Raw genomic sequence first — 14,792 nt, forward strand, 5'->3', positions numbered from 1 at the left:
ATTCGAGTAATTCCTAAACGCTTTCCGCATTTAGTTTTCATCGACGCGATATCCATACTTTATTCTATTGGAATTCATTTACCTAATCCGCAGAGTGTGCGGCTGGTCACTTCATGAATTCCTCAAATCAACATTTCCGTTCATATATTCCGACTCGTAGAGTCGATGATATTAGAAAGAAGATTTATTAGATTTGATTGCCTGCAAATTGGGAGTCGGTGCTTCTTTCGAAGCGGCTCAACCTTGTGCAAGCAACAGATAGAACAATACACAGAAGCCCGCCCCAACGCAAATCAGGGACGGGCTTCTGGGGAAACTCTCAGGTTGGGGATCAGCCGGCCAGCTCAACCATGGACAGCGTCCTCTTGCCGCGGCGCACCAGCAGGTACTTTCCGTGCACCGCATCCGCGGCACCAAGAACAGCGTCCACATCGGTGACCTTGGCGTTGTTGACGTAGGCGCCGCCCTCCCCCACTGTGCGGCGGGCATCAGAGTTGCTCTTGGACAGGCCCGAAGCAACCAGCAATTCAACAATCGTGAGCCCGGCAGCCGGGGCCGAAGCTCGCGGCAATTCACGCGTTGCGGATTCGAGGGTTGCCAGGTCAAGCTCGCCCAGTTCGCCCTGCCCGAAAAGTGCTGCCGAGGCGGCAATGACCTTCAAGGTCGCATCCACACCGTGAACAATGGACGTCACCTGGAAGGCAAGGGTGCGCTGGCCTTCGCGGGCCTGCGGCTTTTCGGCCACAGACTCACCGATGGCGGCGATTTCCTCGCGTGAAAGGAAGGTGAAGACCTTCAGGCGGTCCACCACATCGGCGTCGGCGGTATTCAGCCAGAACTGGTACATGTCAAAGGGGCTGCACATGGTGGCGTCGAGCCAGATGGCGTTGCCTTCGCTCTTGCCGAACTTGGTGCCGTCGGAGTTGGTGATCAACGGTGTGCCCAGCGCATGCACGGAGACACCCTCTACCTTACGGATCAACTCGGTACCGCTTGTCAGGTTGCCCCACTGGTCCGAGCCACCCTGCTGCAGCACACACCCGTATTGGCGGTACAGCTCCAGGTAGTCCATGCCCTGCAGGATCTGGTAGCTGAATTCGGCGTAGCTGATGCCCTCGTCCGAGTTCAGGCGCGAGGCAACAATGTCCTTCTTGATCATGGTGCCGACCCGGAAGTACTTCCCGATGTCTCGCAGGAAGTCAATGGCGCTCATGGGCGCGGTCCAGTCGAGGTTGTTGACCATACGCGCCGAGTTCTCACCCTCGAAGGACAGGAAGCGCTGCACCTGGCCCTGGAGGTAGCCAACCCACTCGCCAACTGTTTCCTTGGTGTTCATGGTGCGCTCCGCCGTCGGACGCGGATCCCCCACCAAACCGGTGGATCCGCCCACCAGGCCCAGCGGCTTGTGGCCGGCCAGCTGCATGCGGCGCATGGTCAGGAGCTGGACGAGGTTGCCAAGGTGCAGGCTGGGGGCTGTGGGGTCGAAGCCGCAATAGTACGTGATCGGCTCGCCGGCGAGCAGTTCCTCAAGGGCTGCTTCATCGGTGGAGACCTGGACCAGGCCTCGCCACTTCAGTTCCTGCCAAACGTTGGCAAAGGTGGAGTCGTTCTCGGGGGCGCGGAGTTCAGTTTGCAAAGACACACCACAAAATTACCAGCACGACGGCGTATCTGCGCCATCCGCGCCCCGTTGCGTCCCGCTCCGGTCAGCTAAGGAACGGGACGCATCGGGAGGGTTCTACTTTTCGATTCCCGCCGGCAGAGGTTCAGAGGTGACAAGACGCAGGCGCTGGGTGGGGCGGGTCATGGAGACATACAGGTCCCCGACCCGTCCGCCCGCACCGCGAAGCAGCGCCGCGGGTTCTGTGATGATGACACCGTCGAACTCAAGGCCCTTGGCCTCGTGCGGGTCAATCACCACAATGTCCTGTTCAAGGGAACCCGCGCCGTGGCCGATCCGCTGGCCATACACGGCACGCAGGGCGGCCGCGGTGGCCTGCACCATGGATGCCGGTGCAATGACTGCCACCAGCCCCCCGCCAACGGCTGCTGTTTCCTCGGGCATGACGGAAACCACCTGGGCGATCACATCGGAAACGGCCACGTGGTCAACAATGGGTTCCCATTCGCCCTCGCGCACTGCCTTGGGTGCCGAAACCACTTGGCCGGCGGCGTTCGCCATGCGCACCGCGGCCTCGGCGATTTGAGCCGGTGTGCGGTAGTTGACTGTCAGTTCTTCCATGGTCCAGCGTTCGCCCATGAACGGCGTGAGCGCCTGCTCCCATGACATGGCGCCTGCCGAGGAACTTGTTTGGGCGATGTCGCCGACGATCGTGAAGGACTTCACGGGACAACGGCGCACCAGCAGGCGCCACTGCATGGGTGAAAGCTCCTGCGCCTCGTCAACCACCACGTGGCCGTACGCCCAGGTCCTGTCAGTCAAGGCACGTTCGGCACTCGTCATCGAAGCTTCCCCGACAACGTTGTAGTCGGCAAGCTGCTCTGCCGTGAGGATGCCGTCAACGCCGGAATCCTCCAGCTGCTGGTTCATGTTGGAGATGGCCTTCTCGGCATTGGCGAGGTCACGCTTGCGCTGGGCCTCCGCGGACGCCTGGACCCGGCCACCCGAGGCATCCATTTCGCCCAGGAGTTCGGCGGCCTCATCCAGCAGCGGCACATCCGATTCGCTCCACGGCGCACCGGGGCGGCGGGCCAGCAGCCGGCGCTCGGCCGGGGTGAATCCCGGCGTCACGGCCTCCAGGATTTCGGGCTTGCTGAACAGGTCGCCGACAAGCTGGCGGGCGGTCATCGGCATCCAGCACAGGTTGAGCATGACCCTCACGTCCCGGGAGGAGCGGACGTCCTCAGCCAGGTAGGACCTGTCCGCGTTGTTTCCGGCGCCTGCCGATTCAATGTGCTCACGCAACTGCTCCGTGAGCTCTCGCAGCAGCGTCTTGACGAAGGTGAGGCGGGCTTCGTTGTGCGGCAGCCCGGTGGCCCTTGCCTTGTCCCTGGCGCGGCGCACCGCCTTGACGGTGAGAACCAGACGGGTGCCCTCGACGTCGAGCCTGACATCCTCGCGCGGCAGGCGCTGGCGGTTAGCCACGGCATTGGCCATAACCTGGGCCATGGCAAGGCGGCCCTTGAGCTCGGCGGTTTCGGCCGATTCAGTTGCCGTGGCAGTGACTCCGGGGAACAGGTTGCCAACGCTTGCCATGACCACGCCGGTCTCGCCCAGCGAGGGCAGCACGCGTTCGATGTACTTCATGAATGCGTTGGAGGGGCCCACCAGTAGCACGCCTGCCGACTGCAGCCGTTCCCTGTGCGTGTACAAAAGATACGCGGCACGGTGCAGCGCCACGGCTGTCTTTCCGGTGCCGGGACCGCCCTGCACGACCAGGGCGCCGCTCAGGGGTGAGCGGATGATCCTGTCCTGCTCGGCCTGGATGGTGCCGACGATGTCATTCATGCGGCCCGTACGCTTGGAGTTCAAGGCGGCCAGCAGCGCACCCTCGCCCTGGAGGCCTTCACCGTCAACGAGCATGGTGTGGTCAAGGACGTCGTCCTCGATGGCCTTGACGTTGCGGCCCTGGAGCAGCAAATGACGACGGCGGCGCACACCCATGCGCTCGAAGGCCGTGGCCTGGTAAAACGTGCCTGCCTCGGGGGCACGCCAGTCGACCATCAGCTGGCGCAGGTCCTCGGCGAGCAGCCCGATGCGGCCGATGTAGCGGCTCTGCGCGTCGTCGAGGTCAAGCCTGCCAAACACGAGCTTGTCGTCGACGGCGTTCAGCTGCGCCAGGCGGTTCTCGTACAGCGCCGCAAAGGCGTCACGTTCGGAACGGTTTTGGTGCGTTCCCATGGACTTGGCCCGGCGCACGTCACCTAGCTGCTCCACTTTTTCGGCGCGGAGTTCATCCAGGCGTGAATAAAGTCCGTGGACATAGCTGCGTTCCTGGGCCAACTCGTCGTCATACATGCAAGGCTCCTGATACTGAAGGCATTCCGCCAAAAAGGCGGACCGCCCAGTATATCCCGCCAAGGGCCTCGGTGGCGGCAGGTGTAGGGACGGCAACACCGTCCCGCCCCACCTCACACGTGCAGCAGTGACTCCACGTCGTAACCGGCAAGGTTTTCGCGTCCCGGCAGGGCGTCGATTTCAAGCACCACACCGACACCTGCCACCACGGCGCCTGTTCGCTCAAGCAGTGCGGCTGCCGCGCCGAGCGTTCCGCCTGTGGCTAGGACGTCGTCGAGAATTAACACACGTGTGCCGGTGGGGATGTCGTCCTGGTGCAGCTCCAGGGTCGCCTCGCCGTACTCGAGGGCGTAGCTCTCGGAGTAGACCTCGCGGGGCAGTTTTCCGGCCTTGCGGATCGTGATGACGCCCGTTCCTGTGGCGTACGCCGCGGCCGCCGCAAGGAGGAATCCGCGGGCCTCAACCCCGGCCACGGCGTCGAACTTCCCGGCGAAGCGGGAGACGATGGAATCGACCACCAGCTTCAGTGCCGGACCGTCGGCAAAAACGGGGGTTAAATCTTTGAAAACAATACCCTCCGACGGGTAGTCCATCACCGTCGCGCACAATCGCTGAAGAACAGCGGAAACCTGCGGATTTTCAGCAGTTTCCGCCGGGGTGGAAATGGGTGGTTCAGGGGTACGTAATGTCTCGTTCACCCTTCAACGGTACAGCGTTCGGAAGAGGGGCTTTTCCGGCGCCCAAAAAGGTGCTTATATATTCTCCGTGCAACACAACATTTCACTTCCCGGACACGGTGTCCGGCTTGTGCCGCTAAGGCGTCGTCACGCGGCAGATCTGTTCCCCTACATCGATGTAGACATGTGGGCGGGCATGGCCTCAGAGAGGCCTACCTCCAAGCGTGCCCTGGAACGTCTTTTTGCGGCCAGGATCGCCGATCCCTCGATCATTGCCTTCGCGGTGATCGATGAGGACACCGGCACCGTGGCCGGCACAACCAGCCTTTACGACTTCGTGCCGGAGCAGTCACGGGTCGAGTTGGGCATGACGTTTTTTGGCCGGAAATACTGGGGCCGCAACGTCAATGCCGCCTCGAAGCTGGCCCTGCTGACCTTTGCCTTCGAGGAACTCCTGGTGCACCGGGTGACGCTGCGCTGTGACGTGCGCAATGTGCGCAGCGCGGCTGCCATCACCAAGCTCGGCGCCACCCTGGAAGGTGTGCTGCGAGGCTATCGGCGCGGGCATGACGGCGCACGGGTTGACTCCAGCGTGTACTCGCTGCTCGAGCACGAATGGCCGGCCTCGCGCTCGGGCCTCGTACACCGGCTCACGCCTGCGGACCTGTTGCCGGAGGTGACCGAACTCATTGAGTTTTCGGAACAGCTGGCGCGGGCCGACGCCCAGCACGTACCGCTCCCGGCCTGAACTTGGACACCGTCGGGTCGCCGTCGATCCAAAACCGCCACGGATAGGCGTCGGTGCCACCGGGGCCGCTGATGCCGACCCGCGGACCTGTCATGACCCGTTCAACTGGCACCTTCGGCAGGGTCACCGTGACCTCGCCGCCGAGCGCGTACATGCCGTTGTGTTCGCGGGAGAACCCCATGGCCTTGGCCAGCCGGGCGGGACCCTGCGCCAGCTCGCCGTCGTGCTTGGCTGTGGGTCTCCTTCGCCGCGCCAGTTCAATGCCCTCGACCACCTCACCCGAGCGCATGAGGCAGCCCGAGGACAGCCCCTCCCCGCGGCAGACAAGGTTGGCGCTGAAGTGCATGCCGTAGCTGAAGTAGACGTAGAGGCGCCCGGGCGGGCCAAACATGGCCGAGTTGCGCTCGGTCCTGCCCCCGTAACTGTGCGATCCGGGGTCGGGGTCCGCCGAATCGCGCGGCCCGAGGTATGCCTCAACCTCAGTCAAACGGACGACGACGGGGCCCTCCGGACTCTCGTGCCGCACCAGTGCGCCCAGCAGGTGGGGCCCCACCTCCGGTGCGGGGTATTGAAGAAGCTCAAGGATGTTAATTGGCTTGTCCATGCCCCCAACTTAGCAGTGTGGCCCACTGCGGCAGGGTGCCGGGCCGCCCCGTGAAAGAATTCCCCCATGGCTCTTGCGTTGGACTTCACCCCGCCCTTTGACCCCGGCATCTTTGACTTCCTTGCCGCACGCGCCGTCGGCGGGGTCGAGCAAGCGGATTCCGCCAGCTATGCGCGCACACTGCTCCTGCCCGGTGGCCACGGCTGGTTCCGCGTTGCCTGGGACGGGGCAGCCCTGTGGCTCGAAAGTGAGGTGGAGGAGCCGGGCGACGGGGCGGAACTCATGCTGCGGGTCCGGCACCTGTTCAACCTTGACCACAACCCGCGTGCCGCCGATGAGACGCTGTCTGCCGATCCCCAGCTGGCGCCTCGGGTGGCGGCCTTGCCCGGCATTCGGCTGCCTGGCTGCGTCGACTCCGCGGAGATGCTGGTCCGGGCCATGGTCGGCCAGCAAATAACCGTCGCAGCTGCCAGGACGGCACTGAACCAGCTCGTCGCCCTGTCAACACCGAGCCGGCTGCCACACGGCTCCATGACGCATTTCTTCCCAACACCTGCGGAAATTGCCGGAGGAGGGCGCGCGATCCTGCGGGGCCCGCAACGCCGCGTCGACTCCATTCTTGGCGCGGCGGCAAGGCTGGCCGACGGCACCCTGCACGTGGACGGACGGGACACCGTGGAATCCCTTCGTGCCAAGCTGCTTCCAGTGCCGGGCATCGGCCCATGGACTGTGGGCTACCTGGCCATGCGGGTGCTGGCCAGCCCCGATGTCTTCCTGCCCACGGACGCGGCGGTCCGCAACGGTTACGGGCTCCTGCGCGGGGACACACTGGCCGCGGCCCGCACCATCAAGCCTGCCGAGCTCGCCCGGATGTCGGCCCCGCTGCAGCCCTGGCGTTCCTACGCCACCTTGCACCTGTGGCGTGTTGCCGGGGAGAAGTAACGCACCGGACCCTCCCTTGCCTTTCCTGTCACCCGTTTGAGTGACAAATCGGGTTTTTCGGCTCGCAGCCATCCGGCGTAGCGGCTTTTCCTGCCTACAGTTCAGCTAGGCGGATGCTCTCGCGAACGCACTGTTGCGCGATGGCATCATCAGGAGAGGTCATGACCATCGAGAATGCACGCGGCGTCGAACTGCAGGAAAGAATTCCCCATGAGATGCTGGCTGATGAACCCAGCATGGCCGCTTTGGCAGCGCAGGCCATCGAGGCCGCAGGACCGGGGCACCGGGCAGACCCGGACAGCGTGCTTGCCGGCATACGTCGCATGGCAACCACCCAAATCCGCCACTGGTTTGCCGCGCTGCACCGCCCGGCCGAGGCCGAACACATTGAACGCATCGTGGCCCGGGAGGACTTTCACGAGCAGGCCCTCTGGGACCACCTCACCGGGGATCCGGGAAAAATCTCCGTGCATAACCAATTGGCGCAACTGCTCACCTCCGAACTGGCCCGACAAATCCTTGTCGGTTCCATCCGACAGGGTAACCACAACCCGCAACAGCCCGCCAGGTGACCTCCCGCATGGGCGTTGGACGGGGCCTCGGCGGGTAGCATCAATGGAGTGCGGGGTCGGTTTGTCGATACCATGATCGGTTCCTTCACATTCACAAGGTTCTTCGTGCTTGTTGGTATCAAGTCTTCCCGGCACCGCTAACGCCGTCCCCGCACTCGAACGTACAGTTAATGGCAATGTTCCAGCCGGGGATTGCGATCTACTGTACGTTCGATGGGGCTCACTGCGGCTTCCAGCCCCTTGCCCGCAGCGCTGCGGCAACCTTACGGACGACGGCGGGGCGCTCACCCCGGAGATCATCGCGTGCTATCCGGATTTCCTGCCACCCGAGGGACATGGTGGTCTCCAACCTGCGGATGTCGCTCTGGTACTGCTCCGGTCCGTTGTGGTGGTTGCCGTCGTACTGCAGGCTGAACCGGTACTGTCGGTAGGCGCCGTCGGGCCACAGGACTGGCCGGCCATATTGATCCTTCACAACAACGTTCAGTTCCGGTTCCGGCAGCCCGGCCGCAACCACGGCCAGGCGCATGAAGGTCTCCGGCGGCGAGTCCGAACCAACCCTAACAAGGTCCAATGCGGCGCGGGCGTTGCGCAGGCCACGCAATCCCGGGTGCCGGGCCACCATCCGGGCCAGGTCCCCGATGCTGCAGATCGCCAGGCGTGGCACAGGAAATTCGGGTCCGTGGCAGCAGAGCAGGTAATCACCCGCCGCGACGAGTTCCTCAAGTGACAGGCAGGCTGCCAGGTCCAGCCAGGTCCTGGCCGCACTGGTGAGCCTGACGCCGTCGAACTCCCAGATCTCCGTGTCGGCGAGGGCCAGCCGGTGCCCCACCACATTGACCCGTCTCGGGTTTCCCGCCGTCGGCGGGCCCGCCAAGTGGATCCGCCAGTCACCGTCCTGCCTGGGCGGCAGCGGGATCCCCCACAACCGGGCGGCCGAGAGGTGGCTCAGGACGTGTACAGGGTTGACCTCGGTATACGCCGCCACCGCATCGGGCCCCCGGAGCGGCACCCCATCGGGCACCCTGATGTCGCGCGAAACACGGATCAGGTCCTTGGCACGGGTTCGCACACGCGGCACCCCTGCGGCATCGGAGGACTTGGTGGTAAAAGACCTCCGGAGCAGGTGCTGGGGCAGTTCGGAACGGCGCATACCCCATTGTTTCGCGGAAAATCGACCGTTTTCGGGTTATCCACAGGGGAATGAGGCGCCTAAAAAATCGGTCGTACAGTTGATGGCAATGTTTCTGAAAAACATTGCCATCAACTGTACGACCGATGTGGCGGGAGAGCGCAGGACGCGGGCGGGCGGAGAGGTTCCGTGACCGCTACTTCGCGCTAAACGCTGAGGGCCAGGGCAGCAGCGTCGGAAGCTCCACCGAATCGGCGGCGGCCTCGGCGCGCAGACTTCCCATGGTGGGTGTGCGGCCCGACAGCCATGCGGCAATGTCGGTCAGCATGCCCGAGACGGACACAGCGTTCTCGCCGGATCCGACCGTCATGGGCGGCAGGGCCAGGGGTAGCAGCTTCAGGCGGATGCCGGCGGGCACACGGACCGAGAGGAATTCGATCAGGTACAGGCAGAACTCCTTTGACCATGTCTCAGGTCCCCGGCCCAGCTTGAGATCGGCCAGGTGGATGACAAGCTCACGCCAATACGCCAACGCCCCGTCACGCACCACGCCGTTGCGGTAACTGATGGGAAGCGACCATTGTGCCTCGTCCAGCCCGTCGAGAACCGTCAGCGCGCGGGTTAAGGCGGCAGAAATGTAGTCACGGTGCTCGGCCGCGGTGTGTCCGGCGTGCATCTCGATGGCCTGTGTGCGTCCACCCTGGCCGCCATCGTAAAAATCGACGAGTTCCCCGCGCAGGGCGTACTCCACCTGCCGGGCAACGGCGTTGGAAACGTGAGCGATGTGCGCCAGCACGTGCCCGCGCGTCCAGCCGGGCAGGTCGGTGGGCGCAAGGATGTCGGCGTCGCTGAGGCCGCCGAGTTTTACGCTTACATTGTCGGCTGCAGCCTTGAGCCGGTCCATCAGCTGCGCATTGGAAATTTCAGTCATGCCCCCAGCGTAGCGGCCGAGGCGCCCAACTGGGCCCATGGCTGCCAGGGACCCGCCGCGAGCCTGCGAGTGGTGGGAGCCTGCGAGTGGTGGGAGGCCGAGAAGCGCTAGACGGAAATTGCCCGCAGTCCATCAAGGATGCGGGCAATTTGCGTGTGCTGTTGTGGCAGGTACGACGCCGGTCAGGCCAGGAAGGTGCGGACCTCGCCCAGCTGTCCCTCAAGTGCCGCCAGCTGCGCCAGCACTGCCGACGGCGCGGTGCCGCCCTGGGCGCTGCGGCTGTTCAGCGATCCCTGGGTGCTCAGGACCGAGCGTACCTCGGGCGTGAGGTGTTCGGAGATGCCCGCGTACTCGGCATCCGTGAGGTCCCACAGCTCAACGCCGCGGCCTTCAGCAATCTTCACGGCAGCGCCCGAAAGCTCGTGCGCATCCCGGAAGGGAACGCCCTGACGGACAAGCCATTCGGCAATGTCCGTGGCCAGTGCGAAGCCCTGCGGTGCCAGTGCCTCCATGCGCTCGGTGTTGAAGACAAGCGTGGCCATCATCCCGGAAACGGCGGGCAGCAGCAGTTCAAGGGTGTCAGCCGCGTCAAAGACGGGCTCCTTATCCTCCTGCAGGTCCCTGTTGTAGGCGAGGGGCAAACCCTTGAGCGTTGCCAGCAGACCCGTCAGATCACCAATGAGGCGTCCGGCCTTGCCGCGGGCAAGCTCTGCCACGTCGGGGTTCTTCTTCTGCGGCATGATCGAGGACCCCGTGGAGTAGGAATCATGCAAGGTGATGAAGGAGAATTCCTTCGTGGCCCACAGGATGACTTCCTCGGAAATCCTTGAGAGGTCGACGCCGATCATGGCGCACACCCAGGCGAATTCGGCGAAAACGTCACGGGAGGCGGTGCCGTCGATCGAGTTCCACGCTGCGGAGTCGAAGCCGAGATCGGCGGCGACGGCGTTAGGGTCAAGACCCAGCGATGAACCGGCCAACGCACCTGAACCGTACGGCGAAACCGCTGCACGCTTGTCCCAGTCGACGAGCCGCTGCACATCGCGCAGCAAGGCCCAGGCGTGGGCCAGCAGGTGATGGCTCAACAGGATGGGCTGGGCGTGCTGGAGGTGTGTGCGCCCCGGCATGGCTACGCCGTGGTGCGCCTTGGCCTGCTCCACGAGCGCGTCAATCACCGAGAGGACGCCCGCTGCGATGATCCGTGCGTGGTCGCGCAGGTACATGCGGCCCAGCGTGGCGATCTGGTCGTTGCGTGAGCGGCCCGCGCGGAGCTTGCCGCCCAGGGCCGTTCCCGCCCGTTCAATCAGTCCGCGCTCGAGCGAACCGTGCACGTCCTCATCGGACTCGGCCGGACCGTAGGCGCCCGACTTCACGTCGGCCTCCAACTCGTCCAAGGCGGCAAGCATGCCCACAAGCTCGGCGGCGGACAGCAGGCCCGCCGAGTTCAGCACACGGGCGTGTGCCTTGGATCCGGCGATGTCGTACAGCGCCAGCCGCCAGTCAAAGTGCGTCGACTTGCTCAGTGCCGCGAGGGCATCTGCGGGGCCGCCCTGGAAGCGGCCGCCCCACAGTGCGCCCTCGTTTGTCCCCGAACGCACCCCTGCCTCGCTGCGCTCGGCCGGGGACCCCTGCGTCTGTGGGCCCTGCTTGGAAGATGACATCGCTAGAGACCCTGGACGCGCTGGTCGCGGGTCGAGGCGACCTTGGAGGACATGCCCCACAGCTCGATGAAGCCCTTGGCCTGCGACTGGTCGAAGGTGTCGCCGGTGTCGTAGGTGGCCAGGTCGAAGTCGTACAGGGACGTCTCGGAGCGGCGGCCGTTGACGATGGCCTGGCCACCGTGCAGGGTCATGCGGATGTCCCCTGATACGTATTTCTGGGTGTCTTCGATGAAAGCATCCAAGGAACGCTTCAGCGGTGAGAACCACTGGCCGTCGTAGACCAGCTCTGCCCAACGCTGGCTGACAGTGGCCTTGAAGCGGGCCTGCTCGCGCTCGAGGGTGATGTCTTCGAGGTGCTTATGGGCAGTGATGAGCGCCATGGCGCCGGGTGCCTCGTAGATTTCGCGGCTCTTGATGCCGACGAGGCGGTCCTCGACGACGTCGATGCGGCCAACGCCCTGGGCGCCTGCGCGGCGGTTCAGTTCCTGGATGGCGTGCAGCGGGGAGACCTTCACGCCGTCAATGGCAACGGGGACGCCCTGGTGGAAGGAGATGATGACCTCGTCCGGTGCCGGGGGGAAATCCGGGGTGGCCGTGTAGTCGTAGATGTCCTTGGTGGGGGCGTTCCAGATGTCTTCGAGGTAGCCGGTTTCGACGGCGCGTCCCCAAACGTTCTGGTCGATCGAGTACGGGTTCTTCTTGGTCGTCTCGATCGGCAGGTTGTGGGCTTCTGCGTAGGCGATGGCCTTGTCACGGGTCAGGGCCAGGTCACGGACGGGTGCGATGCACTTCAGGTCCGGGCCCAGGGTCTGGATGCCGACCTCGAAGCGGACCTGGTCGTTGCCCTTGCCGGTGCAGCCGTGGGCGACGGTGGTGGCGCCGAATTCGCGCGCTGCCTTGACAAGGTGCTTGACGATGACGGGGCGGGAGATGGCCGACACCAACGGGTAGTGGCCCTGATAAAGGGCGTTGGCCTTCAGGGTCGGCATGGCGTATTCGTTGGCGAACTCGTCACGGGCGTCGGCAACGTAGGCCTCGACGGCGCCGCAACCGAGCGCGCGCTGGCGAATGTCCTCAAGGGACTCCCCGCCCTGTCCAACGTCAACCGCCACGGCGATGACTTCTGCACCGGTGGCTTCACCGATCCAGCCGATGGCAACGGAGGTGTCAAGGCCACCGGAGTAGGCCAATACAATGCGTTCTGTCACGTTCGTGTCTCCCTAAAAAAATTGAACACTCCGCAGAGTGTGTTTCCTCGTTGCTTCAAAGCATAGTGCATGATTATGCATTATGGCTAAAAGATATTCATGGCGCGCCGGGAGGGCCGTCACAAAGCACGTCCCGGCGCAATTGCCCGCTACCGGCAAACTGGCAGGGCACGTGGCCTGTGGGGGAAGATGGAAGGCAAAGAGGCGGGACCGAAGGCCGGTGTGGCACAGATCCTGCCGCCAGCCGCAACCGGTGGAGGAATTTCCAGAATGTCAGCACAAGAAGCATCACCGAGCACTTCCGGCCCGGCCCTGGCAACGGGCGAGGGGCGACCGCCGAAGCTGGCCACCGTCCCGGCGTTCATCGACTACATGGGCCAGGGCTGGGGAACACCTGACCGCACCCCGCCCGTCGTCGAAGGTGCCGCCACAGCCGCAGGACACCACCGCTCCCGCCTCTCCGAACAGTTCCCCGGCCAAACCCTGGTGGTAGGGGCCGGCACCGCACCGCTGCGCGCCAACGACACCTACTACGACTTCCGGCCGGATTCCGATTTCTACTGGCTCAGCGGCGCCGCCATCGAAGGCGCGGTCCTCCTCATGACACCAACGGGTGCATCCCACGATGCAACCCTGTTCATCCCCGCGCCCTACTATCCCGGTGACCCGCAGTTCTTTGCCAACGCGGCCCACGGCGAGATGTGGGTGGGGTCGGCCCCCGACTTTTCGGACTGGTCGCAGGCCCTGCACCTGCCCGTCAAGCCCCTCACCGAGCTCGACGCCGGCATCATCGCCGCCATGCGGGCCGGCGCGGGCACGCTTTCCGCGGGAATCATCGACGCCGAAGTGCGCAGCCGCCACGGGATTCCCGCAGGCAGTGAACTGGGGAGCTCCCTTGCCGTTCTTCGCATGATCAAAGATGAGTGGGAGATTGCCCAGCTGCGCGAAGCCGTGGACCACACGATAGGCGGGTTTTCCGCCGTCGTCGGTGAAATTCCGACGGCCATCAGGGGCGGCGGGGAACGCTGGCTGCAGGGCACCTTTGACAGGCACGCACGCACGCACGGCAACGGGGTGGGCTACGCGACCATCGTCGGCAGCGGAAAGCACGCACCCACCCTGCACTGGGTGCGTTGCGACGGCCCCGTCCTTGAGGATGCTGCGCTGCTGCTTGACATGGGCGTGGAGGCCAACAGCTTCTACACGGCCGACGTCACGCGCACCTTCCCGGGAAGCGGCACCTTCAGCCCGATCCAGCGCCAGGTCCACGACCTGGTGGAAAAGTCGCACAGGGCAGGCCTGGCCGCCGTGGGACCTGGCAGGCCGTGGAACGACTTCCACCACGCCTGCATGGAGGTCATTGCCAACGGCCTGAACGACTGGGGCCTGCTGCCCGTGTCGGTTGACGAGGCCCTGTCCCCCGCGGGCCAGCACCACAGGCGCTACCTCGTGTGCGGGGTGGGCCACCACCTGGGCCTGGACGTGCACGACTGCGCACAGTCAAGCCACGACAACTACCAGGGCGCACCCATGGCGCCCGGCATGGTGCTTGCCGTTGAGCCTGGGCTGTACTTCCACGAGCACGACCTGACCCTGCCGCCGGAACTGCGCGGCATCGGCGTACGCCTTGAGGACAACGTCCTGATCACCGACGGCGGCTCGCTGGTCCTATCCGAGGCACTCCCGATCGATGCCGCAGGCATTGAGGCGTGGATGGCACAGGCACAGAAGGCCTAGCGAACTTCAGCGGCGGTTCCGGGCAGCTCCCGCCCCTGAATGAGGTTCCCGGCGCTTTAGCCCGTCATGCCCCGGCGCTTGATTCGGCGGCAAACTGCAGGAAGCGTTCGGCCGCCTCCGCACCGCCCTGCGGGTCCCTCGTGATGACCATGACTGTGTCATCCCCGGCAATCGTGCCAAGGATGGATGGAATGACCGAATGGTCGATGGCAAGGGCCAGGAAGTTTGCGGCCCCGGGCGGGGTGCGCAGCACCGCGATGTTCGCCGACGACTCGGCCGTCACCAGCAGTTCCCCGCACAGACGCACGAGGCGCGTGTCAAGGAGCTCCTGCGAGGAGGCTGAGTGCATGCTCCGCTCCCCTCCCTCGCGCGGCAGCGCATAAATCAGGGCACCGTCCTTGCCGCGCACCCGCACGGCCCGCAGTTCAACCAGGTCGCGCGACAGCGTTGCCTGGCCAACCACCAGGCCGTCGTCGGCCAGCAATGTGGCCAATTCCGCCTGGGAGCGCACGTCGCGGCTGGTGAGCAGTGCCGAGACGCGGGCCTGCCTGGCAGTCTTCGTTGCCGGCATGGATGCACCGGCACTGGTGGCCCTGGCCAT

At 64.7% G+C, this 14,792-nt stretch carries 13 protein-coding genes; 4 read left to right on the top strand and 9 right to left on the bottom strand.

Going from position 1 to position 14,792, the window contains the following annotated elements; translation table 11 throughout:
* Positions 1–331: 331 nt before the first annotated feature.
* The 3 genes from tyrS to AAGW05_RS06845 form a co-directional block, all read right to left on the bottom strand.
* Entirely contained in the window at positions 332–1,642 is a 1,311-nt protein-coding gene (tyrS, locus tag AAGW05_RS06835) for a tyrosine--tRNA ligase (protein WP_411803744.1), read from the bottom strand.
* 96 nt (positions 1,643–1,738) lie between these two features.
* On the bottom strand, positions 1,739–3,979 hold the full coding sequence (locus AAGW05_RS06840) for a HelD family protein (protein ID WP_411803745.1): 2,241 nt from the start codon (positions 3,977–3,979) through the stop codon (positions 1,739–1,741).
* Positions 3,980–4,092: 113 nt separating this feature from the next.
* A complete protein-coding gene (locus AAGW05_RS06845) occupies positions 4,093–4,644 on the bottom strand; it encodes an adenine phosphoribosyltransferase (protein WP_411803935.1) in 552 nt (183 codons plus the stop codon).
* Positions 4,645–4,744: 100 nt separating this feature from the next.
* Between AAGW05_RS06845 and AAGW05_RS06850 the strand changes: the two genes are divergently transcribed.
* Positions 4,745–5,404 (top strand): GNAT family N-acetyltransferase, encoded by a 660-nt coding sequence (locus AAGW05_RS06850; protein WP_411803746.1) that lies wholly within the window; start codon positions 4,745–4,747, stop codon positions 5,402–5,404.
* On the opposite strand, the gene AAGW05_RS06855 is transcribed toward AAGW05_RS06850, so the two are convergent.
* Entirely contained in the window at positions 5,343–6,008 is a 666-nt protein-coding gene (locus AAGW05_RS06855; protein ID WP_411803747.1) for a DNA-3-methyladenine glycosylase, read from the bottom strand. The two genes, AAGW05_RS06850 and AAGW05_RS06855, sit on opposite strands and share 62 nt — an antisense overlap.
* Before the next feature lie 66 nt (positions 6,009–6,074).
* Between AAGW05_RS06855 and AAGW05_RS06860 the strand changes: the two genes are divergently transcribed.
* Together AAGW05_RS06860 and AAGW05_RS06865 are read left to right on the top strand one after the other, a co-directional pair.
* A complete protein-coding gene (locus AAGW05_RS06860) occupies positions 6,075–6,950 on the top strand; it encodes a DNA-3-methyladenine glycosylase family protein (RefSeq protein ID WP_411803748.1) in 876 nt (291 codons plus the stop codon).
* Between the two features lie 161 nt (positions 6,951–7,111).
* Positions 7,112–7,522 carry a hypothetical protein gene (locus AAGW05_RS06865; RefSeq protein WP_411803749.1) on the top strand — a complete coding sequence of 137 codons (411 nt, stop codon included), beginning with the start codon at positions 7,112–7,114 and terminating at the stop codon, positions 7,520–7,522.
* A gap of 220 nt (positions 7,523–7,742) precedes the next feature.
* Here AAGW05_RS06865 and AAGW05_RS06870 read toward each other — a convergent pair whose 3' ends face one another.
* From AAGW05_RS06870 to AAGW05_RS06885, 4 genes are all read right to left on the bottom strand, one after another.
* A complete protein-coding gene (locus AAGW05_RS06870; protein WP_411803750.1) occupies positions 7,743–8,675 on the bottom strand; it encodes a hypothetical protein in 933 nt (310 codons plus the stop codon).
* Positions 8,676–8,850: 175 nt separating this feature from the next.
* Complete coding sequence (locus AAGW05_RS06875) at positions 8,851–9,585, bottom strand: maleylpyruvate isomerase family mycothiol-dependent enzyme (protein WP_411803751.1); 735 nt, start codon at positions 9,583–9,585, stop codon at positions 8,851–8,853.
* Positions 9,586–9,767: 182 nt separating this feature from the next.
* Complete coding sequence (argH, locus tag AAGW05_RS06880; RefSeq protein WP_411803752.1) at positions 9,768–11,246, bottom strand: argininosuccinate lyase; 1,479 nt, start codon at positions 11,244–11,246, stop codon at positions 9,768–9,770.
* A 2-nt stretch (positions 11,247–11,248) separates the two neighbouring features.
* A complete protein-coding gene (locus tag AAGW05_RS06885; RefSeq protein ID WP_411803753.1) occupies positions 11,249–12,454 on the bottom strand; it encodes an argininosuccinate synthase in 1,206 nt (401 codons plus the stop codon).
* Between the two features lie 270 nt (positions 12,455–12,724).
* Between AAGW05_RS06885 and AAGW05_RS06890 the strand changes: the two genes are divergently transcribed.
* Positions 12,725–14,191, top strand: coding sequence for an aminopeptidase P family protein (locus tag AAGW05_RS06890; protein ID WP_411803754.1), 1,467 nt, complete (start codon positions 12,725–12,727; stop codon positions 14,189–14,191).
* Positions 14,192–14,255: 64 nt separating this feature from the next.
* Here AAGW05_RS06890 and AAGW05_RS06895 read toward each other — a convergent pair whose 3' ends face one another.
* On the bottom strand, positions 14,256–14,792 hold the full coding sequence (locus AAGW05_RS06895) for an arginine repressor (protein WP_411803755.1): 537 nt from the start codon (positions 14,790–14,792) through the stop codon (positions 14,256–14,258).

Source organism: Arthrobacter sp. LAPM80 (assembly GCF_046736435.1).
Lineage (GTDB): Bacteria > Actinomycetota > Actinomycetes > Actinomycetales > Micrococcaceae > Specibacter.